Below are 23,988 nucleotides of genomic sequence, written 5' to 3'. Positions count from 1 at the left end.
ATCAGTCGCGGGGCTTCTCCTGCATCTCGAAGGTCTCGATGATGTCACCGACGCGCAGGTCGTTGAAGCTGCCGAGTCCGATACCGCACTCGTAGCCCTCGCGCACCTCGGTGGCGTCGTCCTTGAACCGCCGCAGCGATTCGACCTTGAGGTTGTCCCCGATGACCACGCCGTCGCGCGTGACGCGCGCAGCGGAGTTGCGGGTGATGACCCCGTCGCGGACGATCGAGCCGGCGATGTTGCCGAACTTCGAGGACCGGAAGACCTCGCGGATCTCCGCGGAGCCGGTCTGGACCTCTTCGAACTCGGGCTTGAGCATGCCCTTGAGCGAGTTCTCGATGTCGTCGATCGCCTGGTAGATGACCGAGTAGTAGCGCACGTCGACGCCTTCGCGGTCGGCCAGGTCGCGGGCCTTCGCCTCCGGCCGGACGTTGAAGCCGATGACGATCGCGTTGTCGACGGTGGCGAGGTTGATGTCGTTCTCCGTGATCGCACCGACGCCGCGGTGGATGATGCGGAGGTCGACCTCGTCGCCGACGTCGATCTTGAGCAGAGAATCCTCGAGCGCCTCGACGGCACCGGAGACATCGCCCTTGAGGATGAGGTTGAGCATGTCGACCTTGCCCTCGGCGAGTGCCTTGGTGAAGTCCTCGAGGCTGATCCGCTTGCGGCCACGGGCCTGGGCGGCGTTGCGCTCGATGGCATCGCGCTTCTCGGCGATCTGCCGGGCGGTGCGGTCGTCATCGGTGGAGATGAACGAATCACCGGCGCGCGGCACCGAGGACAGACCGAGCACCTGGACGGGACGCGAGGGTCCCGCCTCGGCGACGGAATTGCCGTTCTCGTCGAACATCGCACGGACGCGGCCGAAGGCCGTGCCGCAGACGATCGCATCGCCCTGACGCAGGGTGCCGGACTCGACGAGGACGGTCGCGACGGCGCCGCGGCCCTTGTCGAGCTTGGCTTCGATCGCGATGCCGCGGGCGGCCTTGTTCGGGTTCGCCCGCAGGTCGAGAGCGGCGTCCGTGGTCAGCAGCACCGACTCCAGGAGCTCGTCGATGCCCTCGCGCTTGAGCGCGGAGATCGGGACGAACATCGTGTCGCCGCCGTACTCCTCGGCCACGAGGTTGTACTCGGTGAGCTGCTGCATGACCTTGGCCGGGTTCGCACCCTCCTTGTCGATCTTGTTGACCGCCACGACGATCGGCACATCCGCGGCCTGCGCGTGGTTGAGCGCCTCGATCGTCTGCGGCATCACGCCGTCGTCGGCGGCGACCACGAGGATCGCGAGGTCCGTCGACTTCGCACCACGGGCACGCATGGCGGTGAACGCCTCGTGACCCGGGGTGTCGAGGAACGTGATGCGGCGCTCGGCGCCCTCATGCTCGACCTCGACCTGGTAGGCGCCGATGTGCTGGGTGATGCCGCCGGCCTCGCGGGCGACGACGTTGGCCGACCGGATCGCGTCGAGCAGCTTCGTCTTGCCGTGGTCGACGTGACCCATGACGGTGACGACCGGGGGCCGGGCGACGAGATCGTCGTCGTCCTCCTCGGCGGCTTCGGCATCGAGGTCGATGTCGAAGGTCTCGAGCAGCTCGCGGTCCTCGTCCTCGGGAGAGACGATCTCGATCTTGTAGCCGAGCTCCTCACCGAGGACCTGGAAGGTGTCCTCGTCAAGCGACTGGGTGATCGTCGCCATCTCGCCGAGGTGGAAGAGCACCGTGACGAGGTTCGTCGGGTCGGTGTTGATCTTCTCGGCGAAGTCGGCGAGCGAGGAGCCGCGGCGCAGGCGCAGCGGAGTCTCGCCGTCACCGCGCGGAACGGTCACGCCGCCGATCGACGGCGCCTGCATCTGCTCGAGTTCGGCGCGCTTGGCCCGCTTCGACTTCCGGCCCTTCTGGCGCGGACCGCCGCCGCGACCGAACGCACCCTGGGTGCTGCCGCGACCGCGACCGGAGCCGCGACCGCCGCCACCCGGGCCTCCGCCCGGTCCGCGACGACCTGCCGGTGCGCTGCCGGGAGCGCCCGCGGGGCCTCCCCCGGGTCCGCCGGCCGGAGCGTTGCGTCCGCCTCCGCCGCGTCCCCGACCGGGGGCCGGCTTGTTGAGCGCGGAGTTCTTCATCATCGACGGGTTGGGTCGCGGGGCTCCCGGACGCGGTCCGGCAGCGCCGGCCTCACCGGCGGGACGAGCCGGACGCTGACCCGGCTTCGGCATGCCCTGCGAGTTCGCGAACGGGTTGTTGCCGGGACGGGCACCGCCCTGGCCGCCCTGACGGCTGCCGGGCTTCGGGCCGCCCGAGCGTCCGCCCGGCTTCGGCATGCCCTGCGAGGGCGCGAACGGGTTGTTGCCGGGACGTGCCGCCTGTCCGCCCTGGCGACCGCCGGGCTTCGGTGCGGCACCACCGGGCTTGGCGGCGCCGGGCTTCGGTGCACCGCCGGGCTTGGGAGCCGCGGGACGGGCAGCCGACTCGTCGGCGGCCGGCGGTGCGGCAGGAGCCTCCGCCTCGGCGGCGGGCTTCGCAGCGGGCTTGGCGGCAGGCTTCGCCGCGGGCTTCGCGGCAGCCGGCTTCGCGTCGGCGGTATCAGCCTTCGGTGCCGGCTTGGCTCCGGGCTTCGCGGCAGGCTTCGCCGCCGGGGCGCCGGGCTTGGCCGCAGACTTCTGGCCGGGCTTGGCAGCCGGCTTCTTGGCGGAATCGCCGCTCGCCTTGCCGGAGGCAGGCGCGGAATCGGCGAACGCCTCCTTCACCCGTCGGACGACGGGGGCTTCGAGCGTCGAGGAGGCGGAGCGAACGAATTCGCCCATGTCCTGGAGTTTCTCGAGGACGATCTTGCTGGTTGTGCCGAGCTCTTTCGCGAGCTCATGGACACGGGGCTTTGCCACAGTTCTCCTGTCCGGGTTCTTTCCCGGTCAGGAAAGAACCTCATCAGTGAAGAGCAGGTCTCATTACACTGCTCTCTCGAATTCCGGTGAGGGTGTCATCGCACGACACTCACTACTTGTCAGCCATTCTTAGCTCACCCGTTCTTCTGGGGTTCGATGTCCAGCTCCGGGAGATCCGAAGCGGTGATCTTCGTTCGAAAGGCTCGAGCGAAGGGTGCCGGGGTCTGCGCCTTCATCAGGCACTCGACGTCCGGGTGGATCCAGGCGCCACGTCCGGGCAGTGTCGCTGACACGTCGCGGACGATGGCCGGCTGCTCATCGGGTCGATGCACGAAACGCACGAGTTCGTCCCGGTTCGCAGTCCTCCTGCAGGCGATGCACGTCCTTCGAGGTGCACTGCCGACATTCACAGTCAACAATTCTACCGCACTTCTATTCCGTGCCGCGCCACCGGCGACTGTGTCCGGGGTCACGGAGGCGCCGCCGGGTTTCCTCAGGGGCCCTTGTGGCCTCGGTGCACGAGCCACCGGACGACCGCCTCGGCGATGGTGTGCCGGCCTGCGGTCTCAGCCTTCGGTCTCAGTCCTCGGCGACGATGTCGATCTTCCAGCCGGTGAGCTTCGCGGCGAGGCGGGCGTTCTGCCCCTCCTTGCCGATCGCCAGGGACAGCTGGTCGCGGGGGACGACGGCCCGGGACTCCTGGGCGCCGGCGTCGAGGATGTCGACGCGCGTCGCCTTCGCCGGGGAGAGCGCATGGGCGACGAACTTCGCGGGGTCGTCGCTGTAGTCGACGATGTCGATCTTCTCCTGGCCGAGTTCATTCATCACCGCGCGCACCCGGGAGCCGAGCTCGCCGATGCACGAGCCCTTCGCGTTGACGCCGGGCTTCGTCGCGCGGACCGCGAGCTTCGTCCGGTGTCCGGCCTCCCTGGCCAGGGAGACGATCTCGACGGTGCCGTCGGCGATCTCCGGGGCTTCGAGCGCGAAGAGGCGGCGGACGAGGTTGGGGTGGGTGCGCGAGACCGTCACCGAGGTGCCCTTGGGTCCCTTGTGGACGTCGGCGATGTAGACGCGCAGGCGCTTGCCGTGGCCGTACTCCTCGCCGGGAACCTGTTCGTGCGGGGGCAGCACGGCTTCGACCTCGCCGAGGTCGACCTGGACCATCTGCGGATCCCTGCCCTGCTGGATGGTGCCGGAGACGATCTCGCCCTCGCGGCCCTTGAAACTGCCGAGCACCGATTCGTCCTCGACGTCGCGCAGGCGCTGGTGGATGACCTGGCGCGCCGTCTGCGCGGCGATGCGGCCGAACCCGGAGGGAGTGTCGTCGAATTCGCCGATGGGGTTGTCGTCGTTGTCGAACTCGACGGCCCAGATCCGGACCTCGCCGGTCTTCTTGTCGAGTTCGGCGCGGGCATCCTGCCACGCACCCTCGGTCTTCTGGTAGGCAAGGAAGAGCGCCTGTTCGATGAGTTCGATCAGGGTGTCGAACGGAATCTCGCGCTCACGTTCGATGACGCGCAGAACATCGAGGTCGATATCCATGGCCCATATCCTCTCCGGCTCCAGCGAACGGGGTCGCCCACGAGCATTGAATTGTCGGTCTTCACTTATGCAAGCACACCATTCTATCCCACACCAGCACCGCGGATCGGTCGTGGGCAGTGCGACGACAGCCCCGCCTCGGCGCCCGCCGGATCAGCGGTCGTGCCGCCCTGCCCCCGCCTCGGCGCGTGCCGGATCACCTGCCGGATCAGCGGCCCTGCCGGGACGGATCAGCGGAAGCGCAGTTCGACGTGGGCTTTGACGATGTCGCCGAGGCCGACGGTGCGCTTCTCGCGGCGGGCCGGATCGGTGCCGGTGATCGCGTCCTCGCCGACCTCCTCGAGGTCGAGTTTGAAGTTCTCCTTCTTCGTGCTGACATCGAGTCGGCGCCCGAGCACCCGTTTGAAGTGGCGCGGGCACTCGAGCCTGCGGGTCGCTCCGGGGCTGGTGACCTCGAGCTGGTAGGGCTTGTCGCGGAAGATCTCCACGGTGTCGAGGGCGTCGCTGACGATCTGCGTCGATTCGGCGATCTTGTCCATCGACATCGGCTCCGCGCTCGACTCGTCGAGGTCGACGACGACGGTGAGCGTGCGCCGCTGTCCGGCGGCGACGGCCTTGACGGATTCGAGGTGGAATCCGGCCGCGGTCAGGGGACCTTCCAGCAGCTCTTCGATCCGGGCGACGTCCTCGTGCATGCTCTCCACCATCTCTTTCTTCTCGGCTCGGGCGAGGAATTCAGGAGGCCCGGGAACGCCTGCCGATCTCATCGCTCGCGTGGGTTCATCCCACCCTATGCGACAGCCCGGACGTACGTTAAGCATCCGCTACGATTGGCGTATGCGTTTCCCCGTCAGTCGCCGTTCCGTCCTCATCGTCGGCGCGGCAGGAGCGGGGCTCTCCCTCCTCTCCGGCTGCGGGCTGCGCATCGATGCACCCCCGGAGGTTCCCGAGCTCGATTCGAGTGCAGAGCTGCGCAACCGCATCGCCCTGATCCTCGCGTCGACGAACGTCGCCGACGGGGATCCCTCCACCGCCGGGGAGGACCTGCAGAAGTTCCGGGACGCGATCGGCCCCGTCTGGGCGCCCCCGACCGAACTCGCCACCTCCCCTCCCCCGACGGAGCAGGGGCGCACCTACATCCAAGCCGCCGAGGCGGTCTCCACCGCCGTATTCGACGCGGTGGCCGATCTCGGCTCGGGTCTCATCCCGGTCCTCGTCGACGTCGCGACCGGGTGTGCGCTCACCGCCGGCACCGTCGACGGAGCCATCCGCGACGGCGCCGACGGCCGTCTCCGCGATGCCTTCGCCGCAGTCGATGGCGACGCGACGCCGTCTCCGACCGCCGAGGCCGGCGACGACGCCGGAACCCCGAGCGCCCCGGCCGCCGCGGAGTGGAACACGATCCTCGACCAGGCCCGCGCCGCGTCCTATGGCTACGAGCGCCTCGCAGTGCGCTTCGACCGGCAGAGCCCTGAGCGCGCCGAGGCGGTCGCCCGCCTCGAATCGCTCGGCTCCCTGGCCGGCGAGATGCTCGAGAGGCTCGGCGAGGAGGATGCCCAGCCCGACACTCCCGCGTGGCAGCTCGACCCCTCCCCGACCGATCCGGAGTCGGCGGGACAGCTCGCCCTCAACCTCGAGGATGCGGTCGCCGCCGCACTGCTGCCCTGGCTGCAGACGGACCCGCAGGCCGCCCTGCGCGTGTGGGAGTCGGCGCGCACGCGCGCGGTCTTCGCCGCCCCGCAGCCGCTGCGCTACTCCTATGCCGGCGGTGCCGAGCAGGCGGAGGCGGACCGGTGAAGGTCCCACCCGTCCTCTACCGCTCGACGAAGGACATCATCGGCGAGGGGCGCACCGAAGCGTGGGTCTCCGCGCTGGACTTCATGGCCAACGAGGTCGTCGACCGGTGGAATCTGCGCTTCGACGACGTGCCCGGCGCCCCGTGGGCCGGATGCGAGAGCCTCGTCATTCCCGTCCTCACCCAGGAGAGCTACCAGGGGGTCCTGCGGTTCGCGGCTCCCACCTCGGCGCACACCGCCGCGCACGCGCAGGCCCTGCGGGCGCTGAAGATGTGGAACGGGCACGGTGCGGTGCGCGTCATCAGGGACGACCGCAGCTTCCGGGTCACCCTGCAGGAGCGGCTGCGGACGAAGGACAATCTCTCGGTGCTGCCGCTGCCCGATGTGCCCCCAGTGTGGGGTGCGCTGCAGAAGTCGCTCGAGATCCCCGCCGGCCCCGACTTCATCCGGGTGCAGGATCTCGCGGCGGGCTGGCTGACGACGTTCGACACGGACGCCGCGATGCTCAGTGGCTGGTCGGAGACGGTTCGCGACGACGCCCGACTGCTCTCGATCGCGCGGACGTGGATGCACACGCTCGCGACCTCGGAGGAGAGCACCCTCATCCACGCCGACCTCCACTACTACAACATCCTCGCCGGCAATCCGGACGCCTCGGGAGTCGCGACGTGGAAGGCGATCGACCCGCAGCCGCTGTCGGGTCCCACGGCGTACACGGTGGCGCCGGTGCTGTGGAACCGCCTCGGCGAGATCCCCGCCCGCACGCCCCGCGATCAGGCAGGATGGCTGCGGGGCTTCGCCGCGGACCTCGCGCTCTTCGCCGGCATCGACCCGCAGTACGGGATCGGGGCGGCGATCGCCCGCGAGGTGACGAACATGTTCTGGTACCTGCGCTCGGCCAGGGGCGGGACGAACGGCTCCCTCGCCGATGCCGCACGGTCGCTGTGGGTGGCCCGCGCGCTCTCCGGCGCCGACGTCAACGGCGTCGACGCGCACGCCCTCAAACCCATCGGGTGACCGGCCGCCGGGCTTCCGCGCAGCCACACGCCACCCCCCTTCTCGCGCAGCCGCGCCCTCCTCGCGCAACCTTCCGCTTCACACACAACCCTCCGCCCCACGCGCAACCTTCCGCTCCGACTTCAGGACGCAGAGTGTCGATTTCTACGCGGCGGATCGACACTCCGCGACCGGAACTTTCCCGGCACGCGGTCAGGGCGCAGAATTGAGGGCTGAGAGCCTAGGGCCGGCCTCAGCGGATGAGGTCGGCGACGACGTCGTAGCCGAGCTTGAGGACCATCGCGGAGACGACGACGATGAAGACGATGCGCACGAAGCCCGAGCCCTTCGCGATCGCCGTCCGCGCCCCGATGATCCCGCCGGTGACGTTGCCGGCGGCGACGACGAGACCGAGCAGCCACACGACCTGGCCGTCGGGCACGAAGTAGACGAGCGCCCCGAAGTTCGTCGCCCAGTTGACGATCTTCGCCGTCGCCGAGGCCTGGAGGAACGAGAAGCCGATGATCGAGACGAACGCGATGACGAGGAACGACCCGGTGCCCGGCCCGAGCACACCGTCGTAGATGCCGATGACGAGGCCGATGAGCCACGACACGGCGTGGTGGCGCTTCGAGGACTCCTCGAAGCGGAGGCGGGCGTCGGTGCCGAGGCTGGGGTTGAGCAAGGTGAAGATCCCGACGGCGATGAGCGCGGCGAGGATGATCGGGGTGAAGAGCTCGGCGGGGACCAGCGTCGCGAGCTTCGCCCCGAGCACCGCCCCGAGGAACGCGGTCGCCGCCGCCGGGATCGTCGCCGACCGGTCAGGGGTGATGCGTCGCAGATACGTCACCGCCGAGGCCGTCGTCCCCGCGATCGACCCGACCTTGTTCGTCGCGACGGCTTGGACTGGGGTCATCCCCGGCACGAGGAGCAGCGCGGGCAGCTGGATGAGGCCCCCACCGCCGACGACGGCATCGATCCAGCCCGCCAGGGCGCCCGCGGCGAGCAGCCACAGGAGCATGACGAGGGTGACGTCGATGCCGCCGGTGAGGACTTCGCTCATCGTCGGCGGGTCACTCCATCCGGGCGGACTCGGCTTCGGCGGTGTCGGCTGCGACCTCGGCCGAGTCGACGGCGGCCTCGATCGAGTCCTCGATGACGGCCTCGTCGGCTGCGGCAGCGGCGGCGGCATAGGCGGCACGGACCTTGGCCACGGTCGTGGGGACCACCTCGGCGACGGGAAGCTCCTGCTTCTCACCGGCGAAGACGTCGCGGACCTCGATGACCCCGTCGCTCAGGCCGCGGCCGACGACGACGACCGTGGGGATGCCGATGAGCTCGGCATCGGCGAACTTGAACCCGGGTGAGACCTTCGTCCGGTCGTCGAGGAGGACGCTGACGCCGTCGGCCTCGAACTGTGCGGTGAGCTCCTCGGCGGCGGCGTTGATCTCCTCGCCCTTGCCGGCGGCGATGATGTGGACGTCGGCCGGTGCGAGGTGCTGCGGCCAGAGCAGTCCGCCCTCGGTGTGGTACTCCTCGGCGATGCAGGCCATGACCCGGGTGACGCCGAGGCCGTAGGAGCCCATGGTCACGGTCGTGGCCTTGCCGTTCTGGTCGAGGACCGTGAGGTCGAGGGCTTCGGCGTACTTGCGGCCGAGCTTGAAGATCTGGCCGATCTCCACGCCCCGGGCGAGCTCGAGCGGACCCGAGCCGTCGGGGGCGGGGTCGCCGATGACGACCTCGGCGGCTTCGATCGTGCCGTCGGCGGTGAAGTCACGCCCGGCGACGAGGTCGAAGACGTGCTTGCCGTGTTCGTTCGCGCCGGTGATCCAACGTGTGCCGTCGACGATGCGGGGGTCGAGGAGGTAGCGGATCTTCGTGCTGCCCTCGGTGCCGAGGACCGGGTTGTCGAGGTCGAGGCCCGGGCCGATGTAGCCCTTGACGAGTTCCGGGTGGAGGCTGAGGTCCTCGGCGGTCGCGGCTTCGATGTCGACTTCGCCGTTGCTGAGCATGCCGGTGCCGGCGGCGCGGTCGAGGTCGACCTCGCGGTCGCCGGGCAGGCCGATGACGATGACCTCTCGGGTGCCGTCGGGGTGGGTGACGGCGCAGACGACGTTCTTCAGGGTGTCCGCGGCCGTCCATTCGCGGTCGGAGCGGGGGTGGTTCGCGTTCGCGGCGGCGACGAGCGTCTCGATGGTCGGGGTGTCGGGGGTGTCCTCGACGTGGGCGGCCGGCGAGTTCTCGTACGGGATCGCCTCGGGCACGATCGAGGTGACGGCTTCGACGTTGGCCGCGTAGCCGCCGGGTGAGCGGACGAAGGTGTCCTCGCCGACCTCGGAGGGGTAGATGAACTCCTCGGTGCCGGATCCGCCCATCGCCCCGGGGGTCGCTTTGACGGGCAGGCTCGGGATGCCGAGGCGGGCGAACGCGCGGATGTAGGCCACGCGCATCGCCTCGTAGGAGGCGTCGAGGCCGGCGTCGTCGATGTCGAAGGAGTAGGCGTCCTTCATGATGAACTCGCGACCGCGCAGCAGTCCGGCGCGGGGGCGGGCCTCATCACGGTACTTCGTCTGGATCTGGTAGATCGACAGCGGCAGGTCCTTGTACGAGGAGTAGAGGTCCTTGACGAGCAGGGTGAAGAACTCCTCGTGTGTGGGCGCGAGGATGTAGTCGTTCTTCTTCCGGTCCTGGAGGCTGAAGAGGTCGGGCCCGAAGGCCTCCCAGCGGCCGGACTGCTTGTAGACCTCGGCGGGCAGCAGGGACGGGAAGTGGACTTCCTGCGATCCGGCCCGGGACATCTCGTCGCGGACGATCGCCTCGATCTTGCCGAGCACCGCGAGTCCCAGCGGCAGCCACGTGTAGATGCCCGGGGCCGACCTGCGGATGTAGCCGGCCCGGTGGAGCAGCTTGTGGCTGGCGACCTCGGCGCCGACCGGGTCTTCCTTCTGAGTCCGGACGAACAGCGACGACATGCGCAGGGCCATGGATGTTTCTCCTCGGGCGACGTGGGGGTATCAGTCCGAACATTATCCGCCTGCGTGCGCGCGCGTCCATTCGCCGATCATCGGGGCGCGGCCGACGTCGGTGCGTGTCCTGTCATCGATCCCTCCCTTCGCCGAGGTGGTCCCCCGCAACGCGGTCGCGGGCTCCTTCGCCCGCGGCAGCCATGGAGCGCACCCGCAGCCTGCGCGGTGTGCGTTCGGCGGCAGTCGGCGGGCGAACTAGACTGGTCAGCGCTGCCGAATCCCGCTGACCCGATCATAAAGAGCATGCCTGACACGACAACCCTCTCGCAGTTCCCCCGACCCTCGGTCGCCGTCGACACTGCCGTCCTCTGCCCCGTGCCCGGTCGTGGGCTGCACGTGCTCCTCACCCGGTCCCGAGATGGTCGGTGGCAGCTGCCCGGGTCGATTCTGCGTCCGCAGGAGCGCCTCGCCGAGGCGGTCGCCCGGTGTCTGCGCGAGAAGGCGCAGCTCGTCGACCGCTCCCCCGTCCAGCTCCACGTCTTCGACCAGCCCGACCGCGACGACCGCGGGTGGGTGATCTCGGTCGCCCACCTCGACGTCCTCTCGGCCGCCGATGTCGGCCTCGCCGACGGCGACGCGGGCACCGCGAACGGCGATGACGACGGCTCCGACCAACCTCTCTCCGAGGCGGATGCCGAATCTGTCGAGGCGGCTGCCGCCGAGTCCCCCGCGGCCGCCGAGCGCGCGGAGGCCACCGCAGAGTCCCACGACACTGCCGCCGAGTCCAGTCGGCGGAAGCTCGTCCCCGTCCACACGGTCCACGAGCTCAGCGAGGAGCATCAGGAGATCGTCCGCGTCGCCGTCCACCGCCTCCGCGCTCTCCACGAGCGGACCCCGGACCCCTTCGGCCTGCTGCCCGCGGAGTTCTCCCTCCGGCAGCTGCGGGCCCTCCACGAGGTCGTCGCCGGTGAGGAGATGCAGGCCGACACCTTCCGACGGACGATGCTGCCGCTGCTCGACGCGACGGGGCGCGCGGTGACGCAGGGACGCGGGCGGCCGGCGCAGACGTTCACGCGACGCTCCGAGATCGCGCTGCGACAGGATGCCAGGGGCGGTCTCGATGCAGATTGACCGGACGCCCGGGGCGGCGGTGCGCATCGACGTGTGGCTATGGACGGCGCGGATGTTCAAGACCCGCAATCTCGCCACGCAGGCGTGCCGGGGCGGGCATGTCCAGGTCGACGGGCAACGGGTCAAGGCCGCGCAGAAGGTGACGATCGGGCAGGAGGTCCGCGTCCGCAAGGCCGGCACCGAGTTCATCTGGAAGATCACGGGCATCCTCCCCACGCGGCCGGGTGCCGCGATCGCCGTCGGCGCCTACGAGGATCTCACTCCCGCTCCCGACCCTGCGCTGCGGGGTTTCGTCCCGAAGCGCGACAAGGGGCTGGGGCGGCCGACGAAGAAGGATCGCCGCGACCTCGACCGGCTCCGCGGCCGCGACTCTCAGCGGTAGCGAGGCCGCGCGCCTCAGTACATCACGGTCGCGAAGGTGCCGACCTGATCGAAGCCGACGCGCTTGTACATCCGCAGCGCCGCCTCGTTGTAGTCATTGGCGTAGAGGCTGACCGTGGGATGCCCGGCCGCCCGCGTCTGCGTGACGACGGCGGCCATGCCCGCGGCACCGAGCCCGTGGTTGCGCGTGTCGGGATGGACCCACACGCCCTGGACCTGGACGATGCGCGGCGAGCGGATGCCGATGTCGGCCTTGAAGAGGACCTGTTCGGCACGGTCGGTGGCGGGCCACCTCGGTGCCGGACTGCCGCTGGGCAGGGTCGGGGAGATCCGGACGAAGCAGTTGCCGCCGCGGATGATGCCGCGCACGCGCGCGAGGTAGCTCGACTCCCCGCCTTCGATGGGCGAGAAGCCGACCTCCTTCGTGAACATGTCGACGCTGGCGGGGAAGACCGTCGGCAGCTGTTCGGGGGTCGCCAGTCGCACCTCGGGGTCGGGTTCGACGTCAGGGTCCGAGCTGATCGCCAGCAGTGGCTGGCGCTCGCGCACGCCGCGCGGCCTGCCCCAGCTCAGGCGGCTGTCGAGGTCCATGATGATCTCGCGCCGCCCGATGAGCGAACACGACGACCGGCCGTCGGCGTTGAGCTTCGCGGCGAGCACCGCGTTCGTCTCGGGGCTCGCGTTGACGGGGATGATGTTGCCGCCCACCCAGTAGGCGGCGACGGGCCGGTCGCCGTCGAAGACGCCGTAGATCGTGCCGCCCGGGGAATTCGTCGCCGCGGTGCCGGTGACGTCGAGGAGGGCGAGGAGGTAGACGTTCTCGCAGGGATTGAGGGCGAGCAGGCTGGTCAGCCATGCCGTGTGCCGGTGCCCGAGGGGAGCTAGTCTCAACACATCGGCTCGATCAGCCGACGACGACTTCCGGCGGCCCGGACGGGATGTCCGACTCCTCGGCGATGCGCATGGCCTCTTCGATAAGGGTCTCGACGATCTGCGACTCCGGCACGGTCTTGATGACCTCGCCCTTGACGAAGATCTGGCCCTTGCCGTTGCCGCTGGCCACGCCGAGGTCGGCTTCGCGCGCCTCACCGGGACCGTTGACGACGCAGCCCATGACGGCCACGCGCAGCGGAACCTCCATGCCCTCGAGGCCCGAGGTCACCTTCTCCGCGAGCGTGTAGACATCGACCTGAGCGCGACCGCACGACGGGCACGAGACGATCTCGAGCTTGCGCGGCTTGAGGTTGAGGCTCTCGAGGATCTGATTGCCGACCTTGACCTCTTCGACGGGGGGTGCCGACAGGGACACGCGGATCGTGTCGCCGATGCCCTTCGACAGCAGCGCCCCGAACGCGGTGGCGGACTTGATCGTGCCCTGGAACGCCGGTCCCGCCTCGGTGACGCCGAGGTGGAGCGGCCAGTCGCCGCGTTCGGCGAGCATCTCGTACGCCCGGACCATGATGACCGGGTCGTGGTGCTTGACGGAGATCTTGAAGTCGTGGAAGTCGTGCTCCTCGAACAGGGAGGCCTCCCACACCGCGGATTCGACGAGCGCCTCGGGCGTGGCCTTGCCGAACTTCTCCATGATCCGCTTGTCGAGCGACCCGGCGTTGACGCCGATCCGGATCGAGGTGCCGGCGTCCTTCGCGGCGGCGGCGATCTCCTTGACCTGGTCGTCGAACTTGCGGATGTTGCCGGGGTTGACGCGCACGGCCGCGCAGCCGGCGTCGATCGCCGCGTAGACGTACTTCGGCTGGAAGTGGATGTCGGCGATGACGGGGATCTGCGACTTCTGGGCGATCGCGGGAAGGGCGGCGGCGTCATCGGCCGACGGGCAGGCGACCCGGACGATGTCGCACCCAGAGGCCGTGAGCTCGGCGATCTGCTGGAGGGTGGCGTTGATGTCCGTCGTCGGCGTCGTCGTCATCGACTGGACGCTGATGGGATAGTCGGATCCGACTCCCACCTTGCCGACGTGGATCTGCCGGGTCTTCCGCCGAGGTGCGAGAACGGGAGGCGGAGGAGCTGGCATGCCGAGGTTGACCGATGTCACGAAGACGATCCCTTCATTGGGGCTGTGCGGCTGGATCGGCAGCCGTGACAGCCCGATAGTACGAGTCCCTCTCATTGTAGGACGACAACCATCGTCCCGGTCGGCCGGCTCCGGTGTGATCGCTCACGACCTGGAGGTTCCCTGTCAGCGCCGAGGTGGGACGACGTCACCAGAGCGCGCTCGGTGATTGCGAGGGTGGTTGGTGCAGCGGTGACCGCGGGACGCAGCGCGCAGCGCGGTATCGGGCAGCCGCGTCAGGGGCGTTCGGTAATGTGCGGTGACAAGAACAGACAGCCAGAGGATGGAGGTCCCATGACGGACTTGAAGCGGAGTCTCGGCACCGTCCAGCTGCTCGCCTTCGGAGTCGCCGGCGTCGTCGGAGCGAGTTGGATCTACACGAACTCGACGTTCTTCGATGCCTACGGGGCCGGGGGCGTCATCCTCGGCCTCTGCCTCGGTGTGGCTCTGGCGGCCTGTGTCGCGCTGGCCTACGCCCGCCTCGCGCAGGCGTTTCCGCGCGCCGGCGGTGAGGTCGTGTTCTCCTTCGCCGCGCTCGGGCGCGGCGCGTCGTTTCTCACCGGATGGATGCTGCTCGGTGCCTACGTCTCCTCGCTGGCCTTCTACGTCACGGCGTTCGGCTACCTGCTCGGCCGCTTCGTTCCCGGCCTCAACACGATTCCCCTCTACACGATCAACGACGAGACCGTGTACCTGCCCGGCCTGGCGATCGGGATCGGGCTGACCTTCGCGTTCTTCGCCCTCAACTGGTACGGGATCAGTGTGGGTGCGCAGGTGCAGATCCTCATGTTCGGCCTCATCATCGCCGGTGGCCTCGCCCTCATCGTCACCGGGTTCACCGCCGGCAGCCCGGACAACTTCTTCCCCGCCTTCGCCCCCGAAGCGACTCCGGTGACGGACACGCTGCGCTTCGTCGTGCCGGGCATGACGTTCCTCTCCGGGTTCGGACTCGTCGCCGTCCTCGCCGAGGATGCCAAGATCTCACCGCGCAAGATCGGTCGCACAGTGGTGTGGACGGTCATCATCGCCGGCAGCTTCTACGTTCTCGTCCTCCTCGCGACGGCATGGGTCCATCCCTGGGAGGAGGTCGCCGGCATGGAGCTCGGCACCGTCGACGCGTTCCGGGCCGCCGGGTTCCCCGCCCTCGGCGGAGTCGCCTACGCGATCGCGGTGCTCGGGCTGCTCACCAGCTTCCTCGGTCTCTTCGTCGCCTCGTCCCGGATCCTCGTCGCCATGGGCCGCGCAGATCTCCTCCCGCGCCGCCTCGCCGCCGTCGACGCGCGCTCGGGAACACCGCGCACCGCGCTGATCTTCACCCTCGTCATCACCCTGGGCCTGGGGTGGCTGGGCCCGGGGGCGGTGACGTGGTTCCTCGACACCGGCGGCATCTATCTGGGTGTCGTGTGGATCATGGTCGTCATCGCCAACCTCCGGCTGCCTGCCTCACGCGCCCCGAGGTCGGCGCTCGCCACGGGATTCTCGCTCCTCGGCGCGATCGGCGCTCTCGGCGTCATCGCTCTCGCGCTCTGGCCGGGTACCGGATCCTCACTGGTCTGGCCGCACGAGTACATCATCCTCCTCGTCTGGATCGTCCTCGGAGTCGTGCTCTTCGTCCTGTCGCGACGCACCGACCCGCGCGATTCCCTCGCGACTCTGCTCGGTCACGACGGCAACGAGACCGAATCTTCGGTGGAGCGGCCATGACCGCCCCGGTCGCGCCCGACATCGAGGTCGTCCTGCGTCGCCTCCTCCGTGCCTCCGACGAGCTGTCGGCCCTGGGCGGGGAGTTGGCGTACGGCGTCCTCGAGCGGCATGGCGTCCAGAACGCCGAGGCGAAGCTGACCAATGCCCACCGGCCCTACCGCATCGCGTCGATGACGAAATCGTTCACCGCTGCGATGATCGGGTCGCTCGAGGCCTCGGGTCTCAACCTCGACTATCCGATGTACTTCCTCGTGCCCGATCTCAAGGGCACGGCGGTCGGTGAGCTCACCAGCCGCGAGTGCCTGACGATGGGCACGGGCTTCGGCAAGGACGACCCGTGGGCCGACCGAATGGAGTCGATGAGCACCTTCGACTTCCTCACCTATCTCCAGGGACCGCTCGTGCCGATCGCCGAACCCGGCACCGGCTTCGAGTACTGCAACCTCGGGTACGCCCTGCTCGGCCTCGCCGCGGAGTCCGTCACCGGCCGCACGCTGCCGGAGATGGTGGCCACCGAGGTGACCGTTCCCCTGCAGATGACCCGCACCGGCTTCGATGTCGCCGACTTCCCCGATCTCGTCCCCGGCCTGCGCATCGACAGGCGCGGACGTGCCCACGTCCTCGAACCGACGAGGCCTGGGGCGTTCTCCGCGATCGGCGGCATGGTCTCGACCGCCGCCGATGTCTGCAATTGGATGAACGTCCACCTCGATTCCCTCGACGCCGAGGCGAGCAGCGCTCCCGGAGCCTGGTCCACGGTGCTCACCGCGGGCCAGCGGCCGCACCGCCCCATCGCCGTCGAGACGAGCCGCCTGCACACCGAGGACGTCGCCTACGGCTACGGGCTCATCCACCGTGAGGACTCCCGGTTCGGACCAGTGCTCGGCCATTCGGGCGGCTACCCGGGCTTCGGCTCCCATATGCGGTGGTTCCCCGGGCTGAACCTCGGGATCGTCGTCCTCGGCAATACCACGTACTACCCGGCCGAACGCATCGTCCGCGACGCCGTCGACGCCGGATGGCTCGCCGCGATCGGGCGCGCCGACGAGATCCCGGAGGTGCCGGCGGACGTCCCGCTGACCTCGGCTGCCCCGGTCCTCCCGCGCGAGAGCACGCCCGCGCCGACCCACCCGCTGCCGGCGGGACCGCGCACCGGCCGAACCGTCCTCGGGGCCGCCGCTGCGGTGCTCGACTGGGATGACGCTTTCGCCGACGCCCGCTTCGCCGTGAACATGGACCTCGACGAACCACGCGAGGAGAGGAGGGAACGCCATGCCGCCTGGTGCCGCGACCACGGCGTCGCCCCGACCACACCGGTGACCGTCGACGACCTCACGATGGAGAACCGCCTGCTGGGAACCGTGGCGATCACGGACACGGCGTCGATCACGGTCCGGCTCGACCACCTCGGCGATGTCCAGGCGATCACCCTGAGCGACTGAAAGTCCCCCGCCACAGAGGCTGCGGGCGCGACCGCCCCTAGCGGGCCGAGTTGAAGATCGCGTCGAGGGTGATCGGTTTGACGAGGTCGACGTAGACAAGGAGCGCGGTCATGCAGAGCATGAGGCCGATGACGACGTACGTCAACGGCAGCAGCTTCGCCGTGTCGAAGGGCCCGACCTTCCCGCGCCCGCGCCACCGGTTGATCCGGCGCCTCGCGCCTTCGTAGAGCGCGACGGCGATGTGTCCGCCGTCGAGCGGCAGCAGCGGGATCATGTTGAACGCGAAGAGGAAGATGTTGAGCGAGCCGAGCACGCCGAGGCCCAGCTGCGCCTTCTCGACGACCTGCAGGTCATCGGTCGAGACGATCTCACCGGCGACGCGACCGACGCCGACCATGCCGACGAGGCCCTCGGGGTCGCGCTCCTTCGCACCCGTGGCGACCTGAGCGATGTCGACGAGTTTGACGGGCAGCGTGACGATGGCCGTGAACACACCGGTGACCTGGTCCCACACCGCTCCGGGGAATTCGCCGAGCGGCAGCGGCTGACGCTCCTGGACGGGGCCGATGCCGAGGAAGCCCTCCGTCACCGTCTGCGGGGTGCCGTCGGGGTTCGTCATGAGGTTGCCGCGATCGTCGACGCGGGGACGCTCGTGGGCGATGATCGGCACGCTCACCGTCTGCGCGGCACCGTCGCGGACGAAGTCGACCTCGACGCTCTCCCCCGCATGGTCCTTGATGACCGAGGACAGCTCGTCCCAGTTCTCCGTCTCCACACCGGCCACCGAGGTGATCCGATCGCCGGGTTCGAAACCGGCCTCCCACGCGGGAGTGAGCTGGTCACCGGGCAGGCACGCGTTGCGGTCCGCGGCCGGTCGCTCGGCGGCCTCCGAGGCGGGGACCGCACATTCGACGACGGTCTGCACCGTCGTCGTCGGGGTCATCACGCCGATGCCGAGCAGCGAGATCGCCATGATGACGATGCCGAGGACGAGATTGACGAAGGGGCCTGCGAACATGACGACGAGCCGTTTGGGCACGCTGAGGGCGTAGAACGTCCGGTGCTCCTCCCCCGGCTCGATCTCATCGTTCGACATCTCCCGGGCATCGGCCATCGTGTTCTCGAACAGCCGTCCCTTCCGCTTCGTCCGCGGACGCAGAGTCGCCTCATCGCCGGCGCCGAGGTGGTCGCCGGGTGCGGTGGCGTCGTGCGAAGCGGACCCGTCGATGGGAGCGGCAGCGGTGGCGCCGCCGAGGTCGGCGGTCGACTGCCCCTGAGCGGTCGACTGCCCGGCGGTGCCCGTCTGCACGGCGGGTGCCTCGGCGCGCTGCTTCGTCGCATCGAGCGGCGGGTACATGCCCGGCATCGCGATGAAGCCGCCGAGCGGCAGCGCCTTGATCCCGTACTCGGTCTCACCGCGCTTGAACGAGAAGAGCGTCGGCCCGAATCCGACCATGTAATGGGTGACCTTGACCCCGAACCGCTTCGCCGGGGTGAGGTGGCCGAGTTCGTGGAGGGCGATCGAGATCGAGATGCCGAGGAGGAAGAGGATGATCCCGATGATGAAGAGGACGACGGTCATCTCACTCCCCGCCGGTGCTCACGCCGACGCCGGCCGGCTGCGAACCGGAGGCCGCCGAGGCGGTGCGGACCGCATCCCCGTCCGACGCCTGGGCCGCCACGTGCTCGCGCGCGAAGTCCCGCGCCCAGGCGTCGGCGGCGAGCACGGTCTCCACCGTGTGCTCGGGTGCCGGCTCGTGCGCCGCGAGTGCCTTCTCGAGACCGGAGTCGATGCCCGTGAAGGGAATGTCCCCGGCGATGAAGGCGGCGACGAGCACCTCGTTGGCGGCGTTGAACACCGCCGGGTAGCTGCGGGCGCGCTTTCCGGCTTCGATGGCGAGCCCGAGCGCGGGGAACGCGACATGGTTGACCGGCTCGAACGACCAGTGCATGGGCTGGCCCCAGTTGTTCGGGACCGCACCGGAGGTCACCCGACGCGTGCTCCCGTCGTCCTGGGTGCCGAGGGCGTAGGCGATGGGCAGGCGCATGTCCGGTGGGGAGATCTGCGCGATCGTCGAGGCATCGGTGAACTCGACCATCGAATGGATCTGGCTCTGCGGGTGGACGACGACCTCGATGCGGTCGAAGTCGATGTCGAAGAGGAGGTGGGCTTCGATGACCTCGAGGCCCTTGTTGACCAGGGTCGCCGAGTTGATCGTGATCATCGAGCCCATCGACCAGGTCGGGTGCTTGAGCGCCTGGGCGGGCGTGACCCGGCGCAGGGCGTCGCGGGTCATGCCGCGGAACGGCCCGCCCGAGGCGGTGATGACGAGCCTGCTCACCTCGCCGTGCGTGCCCGAGCGCAGAGCCTGGGCGATCGCGGAGTGCTCGCTGTCGACGGGGATGAGTCGAGCCCCGGTCCGCTTCGCGGCGTCGAGGACGAGGGAGCCGCCGATGATGAGGGACTCCTTGTTCGCCAGGGCGACATCGGTGCCGGTCGCCAGCGCCGCGAGCGTCGCACCGAGCCCGGCGGCCCCGGTCACCGCGTTGAGGACGATGTCGGCCGGTCGGCCGGCGACCGCCTCGGCGGCATCGTCTCCGAGATGGATTTCACGAACGGGAACACTGATTCCGCGCTCAGCGGCGAGTTCGGACAACCGGTTCCGCACCTCGTCCTCGCCGCCTGCCGGAGGCGTCGTCAGGCCGATGACGGGGACGGAGAAGTCGAGGGCCTGACCCAGGAGAAGGTCCATCTGGGACCCTCCGGCAAGCGCGACGACTGCGAAATCGGTTGCGTTCTCAGCCAGGACGTCGAGGGCCTGCGTACCGACCGATCCGGTCGACCCGACTACAATGATCTTACGTTCGCTCACGCCTACCGATGATGCCAAAGTTCTCTGGGAAATGACTCGACAGCGGCTTTCTCGGCGTGGGCGATGCACATGCGATCAATGGCGAGAGAGGTATAGATGAGTGCAACGATGAGCCCCGACGAGATCCTGGGACTGGATTCGGTCTTCGACGCCGATGACCTCGAATTCGCGCACGTCGTCCGCAAGTGGCTCGATGAGAACGTGCGGGAGAAGATCGGCGACTACTTCCTCGATGCGACCATTCCCGCCCATGAACTCGCCGAAGGCCTCGGAGAGCTCGGCGTCCTCGGCATGCACCTCGACGGCTACGGCTGCGGTGGGTCGACGGCCACGCAGTACGGGCTCGCCTGCCGGGAGCTCGAGGCCATCGACTCCGGTCTGCGCTCGCTCGTGTCCGTGCAGGGCTCGCTCGCGATGTTCGCCATCCACCGCTACGGCTCCGAGGAGCAGAAGCAGGAATGGCTGCCGAAGATGGCCGCCGGCAAGGCTCTCGGCTGCTTCGGCCTCACCGAACCCGATGTCGGCTCCGACCCCTCGGGCATGAAGACGACGGCGCGCAGGGACGGGTCCGACTGGATCCTCAACGGCGCGAAGATGTGGATCACGAACTCGCCGGTCTCCGATGTCATGGTCGTGTGGGCCAAGACCGAGGACACCGATGAGAAGGGCCGCCCGGTCATCCGCGGCTTCGTCGTCCCCACGAACACCGAAGGAGTGCAGACCCCGGAGATCCACCGCAAGATCTCCCTGCGCGCCTCGATCACCGGTGAGATCGTCCTCGACAACGTCCGCCTGCCCGAGGATGCGATGCTGCCGGAGGCGAAGGGCCTCAAGGCGCCGCTGTCGTGCCTGTCCGAGGCGCGCTTCGGCATCGTCTTCGGCGTCACCGGCGCCGCCCGCGACGCCCTGCTCTCGGCGATCGAGTACACGGGCACCCGCATCCAGTTCGACCGCCCGATCTCCTCGTTCCAGATCTCGCAGCAGAAGCTCGCGAAGGCCTTCGGCCAGTACTCGCAGATCACGCTGCTCGCCGCCCACCTCGGTGAGCTCAAGGACTCGGAGAAGGGCGTGCGTCCCGAGCAGATCAGCCTCGGCAAGATGGTCAACGTCGACACCGCGATGAACGTCTGCCGCGACCTGCGGGCGCTCTTCGGCGGTTCGGGCATCACGAGCGAGTACCCGCCGCTGCGCCACGCGGTCAACCTCGAGACCGTCCTCACCTACGAGGGCACCCACGAAGTCCACCAGCTCACGATCGGACGCGCGCTGACGGGCATCAACGCCTTCGCGAACTGACGCGCCGCTGCGGCATCAGCGCCGCTGCGACATGAGCGCGACTGTCGGCCAGAAGTGCGAATGCGGGAGACCAGTTCCCCGCATTCGCACTTCTGGCCGACATCTCTGTGTGTCCGCGCACTTCTCGCAGGCAGGACGACTTCTGGCTGGCACTCGCACTTTCGGCGAACACACCTGCGGCGAGCACTGAGCACACCTTCGGCGGGTTCAGAGACATTCGGCACGCAGAACGACGTCTGGCGCCCAGCAACGGCGCCCGAGAGCCAGCGCCGGCATCACTGCTCGTCGAGGACGGTCTCCTGCAGCCACTCCACTCCGTCGGCGGCCGCAACGGCGCCAGCGTCGGTGAGGGCGATCGTGCGCTCCGCGTCGAGGGGGACGACGACGGCGGATTCGACGCGGGAATCGCGCATCGCCTGATCGAGGTTCGCCGTCTGCCCGTCAACGGTGATGCCCACGCCTTCGAAGCGCGAACGGATGACCTTGACGACGGCCCGCCCGGGTGCGATCGCGTCCGCGTCGATCGGGTGGATGCGCACGACGGTCACATCATCCGCACGATCGTCACCGACACTCTCGCCGCTGCGGGCGTCGACGACCATCCCGATGCGCAGGGCCGCGAGCGTGCTCAGGGCGCGTGCCGCCGCGGGCACCTCGGCGTCGATGCGCACCTGCGTCCGCTCAGGATCGACTCCCATGGCGCGCAGGATGCCGCCGAGCTTCGCACTGCGGTCGAGCACCTCGGCGCGATCGAGCTCGACGGGCTTGGACAGGGCGCTGATGAGCCGCGGATCGGTGACCTCACGGCCGTCGATGAGCGGTGCTTCGGGCGTGTCTCCGGTGACGACGATGTCATCGGCACCGCCCATGGCGATCGGATGGTCGAGGACGTCGTAGACCGGGTTGAGAGTCCCGGCGTCGTCGCCGGCGGGCTTGGTGAACCAGTGGATGTCAGTCAACGGAGGCCATCACCTCGACGACGCGGTCGATGAACGCGTCGACCTGGTCCTCGTCGTAGGCCTTGTTGCCCTTCGCCGTCTTGAACAGGACGCGGCGCACCTGGTCGACGCTCATCGCCACTCCCTGCGTGAAGTAGGAGTTGACCTTCTCGCACATGTCGTCGACCTGGGCGATGTCGTAGCCGATGACCCCGGGGGCCGGGTTGTCGAACCGCTCCCCCGCGTCGCGGACGAGCCGGCCGCGCAGGGATGCCGCAACGCGGGTGAGCTCCTGCACCCAGGCATCCTGTCCCGACTGGGCGATGAGACGGTCGCGGGCCTGCTTGGCGAAGGCGTCCTCGAGGCGGTCGAGGGCGGCGTCGACGACGGCGACATGGTAGCCCTTGCGGACGAGGTCGAAGCCGACGGTGCGCACGGCACGCGAGTCGAGGTCACCGGGCTGCGGGGTCGGCCGTTCGAACGATTCCCGAGCCCGTTTGAAGAAGCTGTCGACCTGTTTGGGGTCGTAACCGTTCTTCCAACCCGACATTCGAGGGAACGTCGTGTCCGCCATGATTCCTCCAGAAGCGAATCGCACAATAAGTCGTTTCCACCATGATAGATGGAGTGTCCTGCCGATGCCGTCTCAGCGGCGGGCCCGTGGGCCGCCTGCCAGTGTTCAGTCAGCGGCGGCGAGCTGTCCGCATGCTCCGTCGATGTCGGAGCCGCGGGTGTCGCGGATCGTCGTGGGCACGCCGGCGTCGACGAGGCGGCGGACGAATTCGTTCGCGACCTCCGGTTCCGAGGCCGTCCACACCGATCCCGGCGTCGGGTTGAGCGGGATCGGGTTGACGTGGACCCAGCCGCGGCCGCGCGCGTTGAGCTTCTTCGCGAGCAGGTCGGCGCGCCAGGCATGGTCGTTCATGTCCTTGATGAGCGCGTATTCGATGCTGACCCGCCGACCGGTGACCTTGTAGTAGTTGTAGGCGGCGTCGATCGCCTCGTCGGCATTCCAGCGCGTGTTGACGGGGATCATCTCGTTGCGCAGCTCATCGTCGGGCGCATGGAGGCTGAGGGCGAAGGTGACGGGGATGTCCTCGGCCGCGAGCTTGTTGATGCCGGGCACGAGCCCGACCGTCGAGACGGTGATCCGCCGGGCCGACATGCCCAGGCCCTCAGGTGCCGGGGCGACGAAGTGCCGCACCGCGTTCATCACGCGCTTGTAGTTGGCCAGGGGTTCGCCCATGCCCATGAAGACGATGTTCGTCACCCGTTCGGGCCCGTTCGCCGAGGCGGCCCCCGCCTGACCGGCGCCCGCCCCGGTGGCGCCGTCCGGGGTCTCCCCCTGTTCTTCGTCGGCTTCGGCGCCGAGGGCGACCTCATCGTCGGCGACCGCGCCCGACGTCAGGGGTGCGAGCTCACCGGCGGCGATCGCCTGGTTGGCGCGGATGACCTGTTCGACGATCTCGGCCGTCGACATGTTCCGGGTCAGTCCCTGCTGGCCGGTCGCGCAGAACGGGCAGTTCATGCCGCAGCCGCACTGACTCGACACGCACAGGGTGATGCGGTTGCGGTAGCGCATGAGCACCGATTCGACGAGGGCGCCGTCGAAGAGCCGCCAGAGGAACTTGATCGTGTCGCCGTTCTCCGTCGTCAGGCGGCGCACCTCGGTGAGCAGGGGCGGGAAGAAGCGCTCCGCCAGGGGTCCGCGCAGGTCCTTGGGCAGGTCGGTCATCGACTCGACGTCGGTGTGGTACCGGGTGAAGTAGTGGTTGGACAGCTGCTTGGCACGGAAGGCGGGCAGCCCCATCTCCTCGACGGCGGCGATGCGCTCGTCCATCGTCATGTCCGCGAGGTGCTGCTGCGGCTGCGCGACGCGCGGTGACTTGAAGTTGAGCAGCGGACGACCGTCGCGCATCGGGGTCGTCGACGTCGTGCCGTCGGCATGCTCGACGACGGGTCTGACTTGTC

The 23,988-nt window shown here is 69.0% G+C and carries 20 protein-coding genes; 7 read left to right on the top strand and 13 right to left on the bottom strand.

Annotated features, from left to right (window positions below; genetic code table 11):
* Position 1 precedes the first annotated feature (1 nt).
* The 4 genes from infB to ABD154_RS17005 form a co-directional block, all read right to left on the bottom strand.
* The gene (gene infB, locus ABD154_RS17020; protein WP_211979029.1) at positions 2–2,881 is read right to left on the bottom strand and encodes a translation initiation factor IF-2; all 2,880 of its coding nucleotides are present in this window, start codon (positions 2,879–2,881) and stop codon (positions 2–4) included.
* 134 nt (positions 2,882–3,015) lie between these two features.
* Entirely contained in the window at positions 3,016–3,291 is a 276-nt protein-coding gene (locus ABD154_RS17015) for a YlxR family protein (protein ID WP_344251795.1), read from the bottom strand.
* A 169-nt stretch (positions 3,292–3,460) separates the two neighbouring features.
* Positions 3,461–4,423, bottom strand: a complete 963-nt coding sequence (gene nusA, locus ABD154_RS17010) for a transcription termination factor NusA (RefSeq protein WP_137826046.1) — start codon at positions 4,421–4,423, stop codon at positions 3,461–3,463.
* A 230-nt stretch (positions 4,424–4,653) separates the two neighbouring features.
* Complete coding sequence (locus tag ABD154_RS17005) at positions 4,654–5,130, bottom strand: ribosome maturation factor RimP (protein WP_232623634.1); 477 nt, start codon at positions 5,128–5,130, stop codon at positions 4,654–4,656.
* 130 nt (positions 5,131–5,260) lie between these two features.
* Here ABD154_RS17005 and ABD154_RS17000 point away from each other — a divergent pair, with 130 nt between their 5' ends.
* Both ABD154_RS17000 and ABD154_RS16995 read left to right on the top strand, forming a co-directional pair.
* A complete protein-coding gene (locus ABD154_RS17000; RefSeq protein WP_344251717.1) occupies positions 5,261–6,220 on the top strand; it encodes a hypothetical protein in 960 nt (319 codons plus the stop codon).
* Entirely contained in the window at positions 6,217–7,236 is a 1,020-nt protein-coding gene (locus tag ABD154_RS16995) for an aminoglycoside phosphotransferase family protein (protein WP_198499131.1), read from the top strand. The genes ABD154_RS17000 and ABD154_RS16995 overlap by 4 nt, the downstream gene beginning before the upstream one ends.
* Before the next feature lie 232 nt (positions 7,237–7,468).
* Here the strand turns inward: ABD154_RS16995 and ABD154_RS16990 are convergent, their stop codons facing one another.
* Both ABD154_RS16990 and ABD154_RS16985 read right to left on the bottom strand, forming a co-directional pair.
* On the bottom strand, positions 7,469–8,278 hold the full coding sequence (locus tag ABD154_RS16990) for a TSUP family transporter (protein ID WP_344251716.1): 810 nt from the start codon (positions 8,276–8,278) through the stop codon (positions 7,469–7,471).
* A 10-nt stretch (positions 8,279–8,288) separates the two neighbouring features.
* A complete protein-coding gene (locus ABD154_RS16985) occupies positions 8,289–10,199 on the bottom strand; it encodes a proline--tRNA ligase (RefSeq protein WP_344251715.1) in 1,911 nt (636 codons plus the stop codon).
* Between the two features lie 285 nt (positions 10,200–10,484).
* Between ABD154_RS16985 and ABD154_RS16980 the strand changes: the two genes are divergently transcribed.
* Entirely contained in the window at positions 10,485–11,312 is an 828-nt protein-coding gene (locus tag ABD154_RS16980; protein WP_344251714.1) for an NrtR DNA-binding winged helix domain-containing protein, read from the top strand.
* Entirely contained in the window at positions 11,302–11,694 is a 393-nt protein-coding gene (locus ABD154_RS16975; protein WP_344251713.1) for an RNA-binding S4 domain-containing protein, read from the top strand. The genes ABD154_RS16980 and ABD154_RS16975 overlap by 11 nt, the downstream gene beginning before the upstream one ends.
* Before the next feature lie 14 nt (positions 11,695–11,708).
* Here ABD154_RS16975 and ABD154_RS16970 read toward each other — a convergent pair whose 3' ends face one another.
* Together ABD154_RS16970 and ispG are read right to left on the bottom strand one after the other, a co-directional pair.
* Positions 11,709–12,587 carry a GNAT family N-acetyltransferase gene (locus tag ABD154_RS16970; RefSeq protein WP_344251712.1) on the bottom strand — a complete coding sequence of 293 codons (879 nt, stop codon included), beginning with the start codon at positions 12,585–12,587 and terminating at the stop codon, positions 11,709–11,711.
* 10 nt (positions 12,588–12,597) lie between these two features.
* On the bottom strand, positions 12,598–13,746 hold the full coding sequence (ispG, locus tag ABD154_RS16965) for a flavodoxin-dependent (E)-4-hydroxy-3-methylbut-2-enyl-diphosphate synthase (protein ID WP_198499137.1): 1,149 nt from the start codon (positions 13,744–13,746) through the stop codon (positions 12,598–12,600).
* Positions 13,747–14,058: 312 nt separating this feature from the next.
* Here ispG and ABD154_RS16960 point away from each other — a divergent pair, with 312 nt between their 5' ends.
* Together ABD154_RS16960 and ABD154_RS16955 are read left to right on the top strand one after the other, a co-directional pair.
* A complete protein-coding gene (locus ABD154_RS16960; RefSeq protein ID WP_344251711.1) occupies positions 14,059–15,468 on the top strand; it encodes an APC family permease in 1,410 nt (469 codons plus the stop codon).
* Positions 15,465–16,910 carry a serine hydrolase domain-containing protein gene (locus ABD154_RS16955; protein WP_344251710.1) on the top strand — a complete coding sequence of 482 codons (1,446 nt, stop codon included), beginning with the start codon at positions 15,465–15,467 and terminating at the stop codon, positions 16,908–16,910. The genes ABD154_RS16960 and ABD154_RS16955 overlap by 4 nt, the downstream gene beginning before the upstream one ends.
* A gap of 37 nt (positions 16,911–16,947) precedes the next feature.
* Here the strand turns inward: ABD154_RS16955 and ABD154_RS16950 are convergent, their stop codons facing one another.
* The gene (locus tag ABD154_RS16950; RefSeq protein ID WP_344251708.1) at positions 16,948–18,492 is read right to left on the bottom strand and encodes a M50 family metallopeptidase; all 1,545 of its coding nucleotides are present in this window, start codon (positions 18,490–18,492) and stop codon (positions 16,948–16,950) included.
* Position 18,493: 1 nt separating this feature from the next.
* Positions 18,494–19,783, bottom strand: coding sequence for a 1-deoxy-D-xylulose-5-phosphate reductoisomerase (gene dxr, locus ABD154_RS16945; RefSeq protein ID WP_344251707.1), 1,290 nt, complete (start codon positions 19,781–19,783; stop codon positions 18,494–18,496).
* A 96-nt stretch (positions 19,784–19,879) separates the two neighbouring features.
* Between dxr and ABD154_RS16940 the strand changes: the two genes are divergently transcribed.
* Positions 19,880–21,079, top strand: coding sequence for an acyl-CoA dehydrogenase family protein (locus tag ABD154_RS16940; RefSeq protein WP_344251706.1), 1,200 nt, complete (start codon positions 19,880–19,882; stop codon positions 21,077–21,079).
* Between the two features lie 275 nt (positions 21,080–21,354).
* Here the strand turns inward: ABD154_RS16940 and ABD154_RS16935 are convergent, their stop codons facing one another.
* The 3 genes from ABD154_RS16935 to rlmN all read right to left on the bottom strand — a co-directional run bounded on the left by ABD154_RS16935 (position 21,355) and on the right by rlmN (position 23,935).
* Positions 21,355–22,038, bottom strand: a complete 684-nt coding sequence (locus tag ABD154_RS16935; RefSeq protein ID WP_344251705.1) for a hypothetical protein — start codon at positions 22,036–22,038, stop codon at positions 21,355–21,357.
* Positions 22,031–22,591: a DivIVA domain-containing protein gene (locus ABD154_RS16930; RefSeq protein ID WP_137826032.1), complete on the bottom strand. Its 561-nt coding sequence runs from the start codon at positions 22,589–22,591 to the stop codon at positions 22,031–22,033. The genes ABD154_RS16935 and ABD154_RS16930 overlap by 8 nt, the downstream gene beginning before the upstream one ends.
* 105 nt (positions 22,592–22,696) lie before the next feature.
* Positions 22,697–23,935, bottom strand: coding sequence for a 23S rRNA (adenine(2503)-C(2))-methyltransferase RlmN (rlmN, locus tag ABD154_RS16925; protein ID WP_344251794.1), 1,239 nt, complete (start codon positions 23,933–23,935; stop codon positions 22,697–22,699).
* Positions 23,936–23,988 lie beyond the last annotated feature (53 nt).

Origin of the sequence: Brevibacterium sanguinis (assembly GCF_039528855.1) — a bacterium.
Taxonomy (GTDB): Bacteria; Actinomycetota; Actinomycetes; order Actinomycetales; family Brevibacteriaceae; genus Brevibacterium; species Brevibacterium sanguinis.
Note: the sequence above shows the minus strand (reverse complement) of the source record. Positions and strands in the feature narration are given on the sequence as shown.

Coding starts and splice junctions, on each gene's coding strand:
- ABD154_RS16960 (WP_344251711.1), top strand. CDS start 14,059: ATGACGGACTTGAAGCGGAGTCTCGGCACCGTCCAGCTGCTCGCCTTC.
- rlmN (WP_344251794.1), bottom strand. CDS start 23,935: ATGCGCGACGGTCGTCCGCTGCTCAACTTCAAGTCACCGCGCGTCGCG.
- ABD154_RS16980 (WP_344251714.1), top strand. CDS start 10,485: ATGCCTGACACGACAACCCTCTCGCAGTTCCCCCGACCCTCGGTCGCC.
- ABD154_RS16975 (WP_344251713.1), top strand. CDS start 11,302: ATGCAGATTGACCGGACGCCCGGGGCGGCGGTGCGCATCGACGTGTGG.
- ABD154_RS16990 (WP_344251716.1), bottom strand. CDS start 8,278: ATGAGCGAAGTCCTCACCGGCGGCATCGACGTCACCCTCGTCATGCTC.
- ABD154_RS16940 (WP_344251706.1), top strand. CDS start 19,880: ATGAGTGCAACGATGAGCCCCGACGAGATCCTGGGACTGGATTCGGTC.
- ABD154_RS17000 (WP_344251717.1), top strand. CDS start 5,261: ATGCGTTTCCCCGTCAGTCGCCGTTCCGTCCTCATCGTCGGCGCGGCA.
- nusA (WP_137826046.1), bottom strand. CDS start 4,423: ATGGATATCGACCTCGATGTTCTGCGCGTCATCGAACGTGAGCGCGAG.
- ABD154_RS16930 (WP_137826032.1), bottom strand. CDS start 22,591: ATGGCGGACACGACGTTCCCTCGAATGTCGGGTTGGAAGAACGGTTAC.
- ABD154_RS16985 (WP_344251715.1), bottom strand. CDS start 10,199: ATGGCCCTGCGCATGTCGTCGCTGTTCGTCCGGACTCAGAAGGAAGAC.
- ABD154_RS16950 (WP_344251708.1), bottom strand. CDS start 18,492: ATGACCGTCGTCCTCTTCATCATCGGGATCATCCTCTTCCTCCTCGGC.
- ABD154_RS16955 (WP_344251710.1), top strand. CDS start 15,465: ATGACCGCCCCGGTCGCGCCCGACATCGAGGTCGTCCTGCGTCGCCTC.
- ABD154_RS17005 (WP_232623634.1), bottom strand. CDS start 5,130: ATGGTGGAGAGCATGCACGAGGACGTCGCCCGGATCGAAGAGCTGCTG.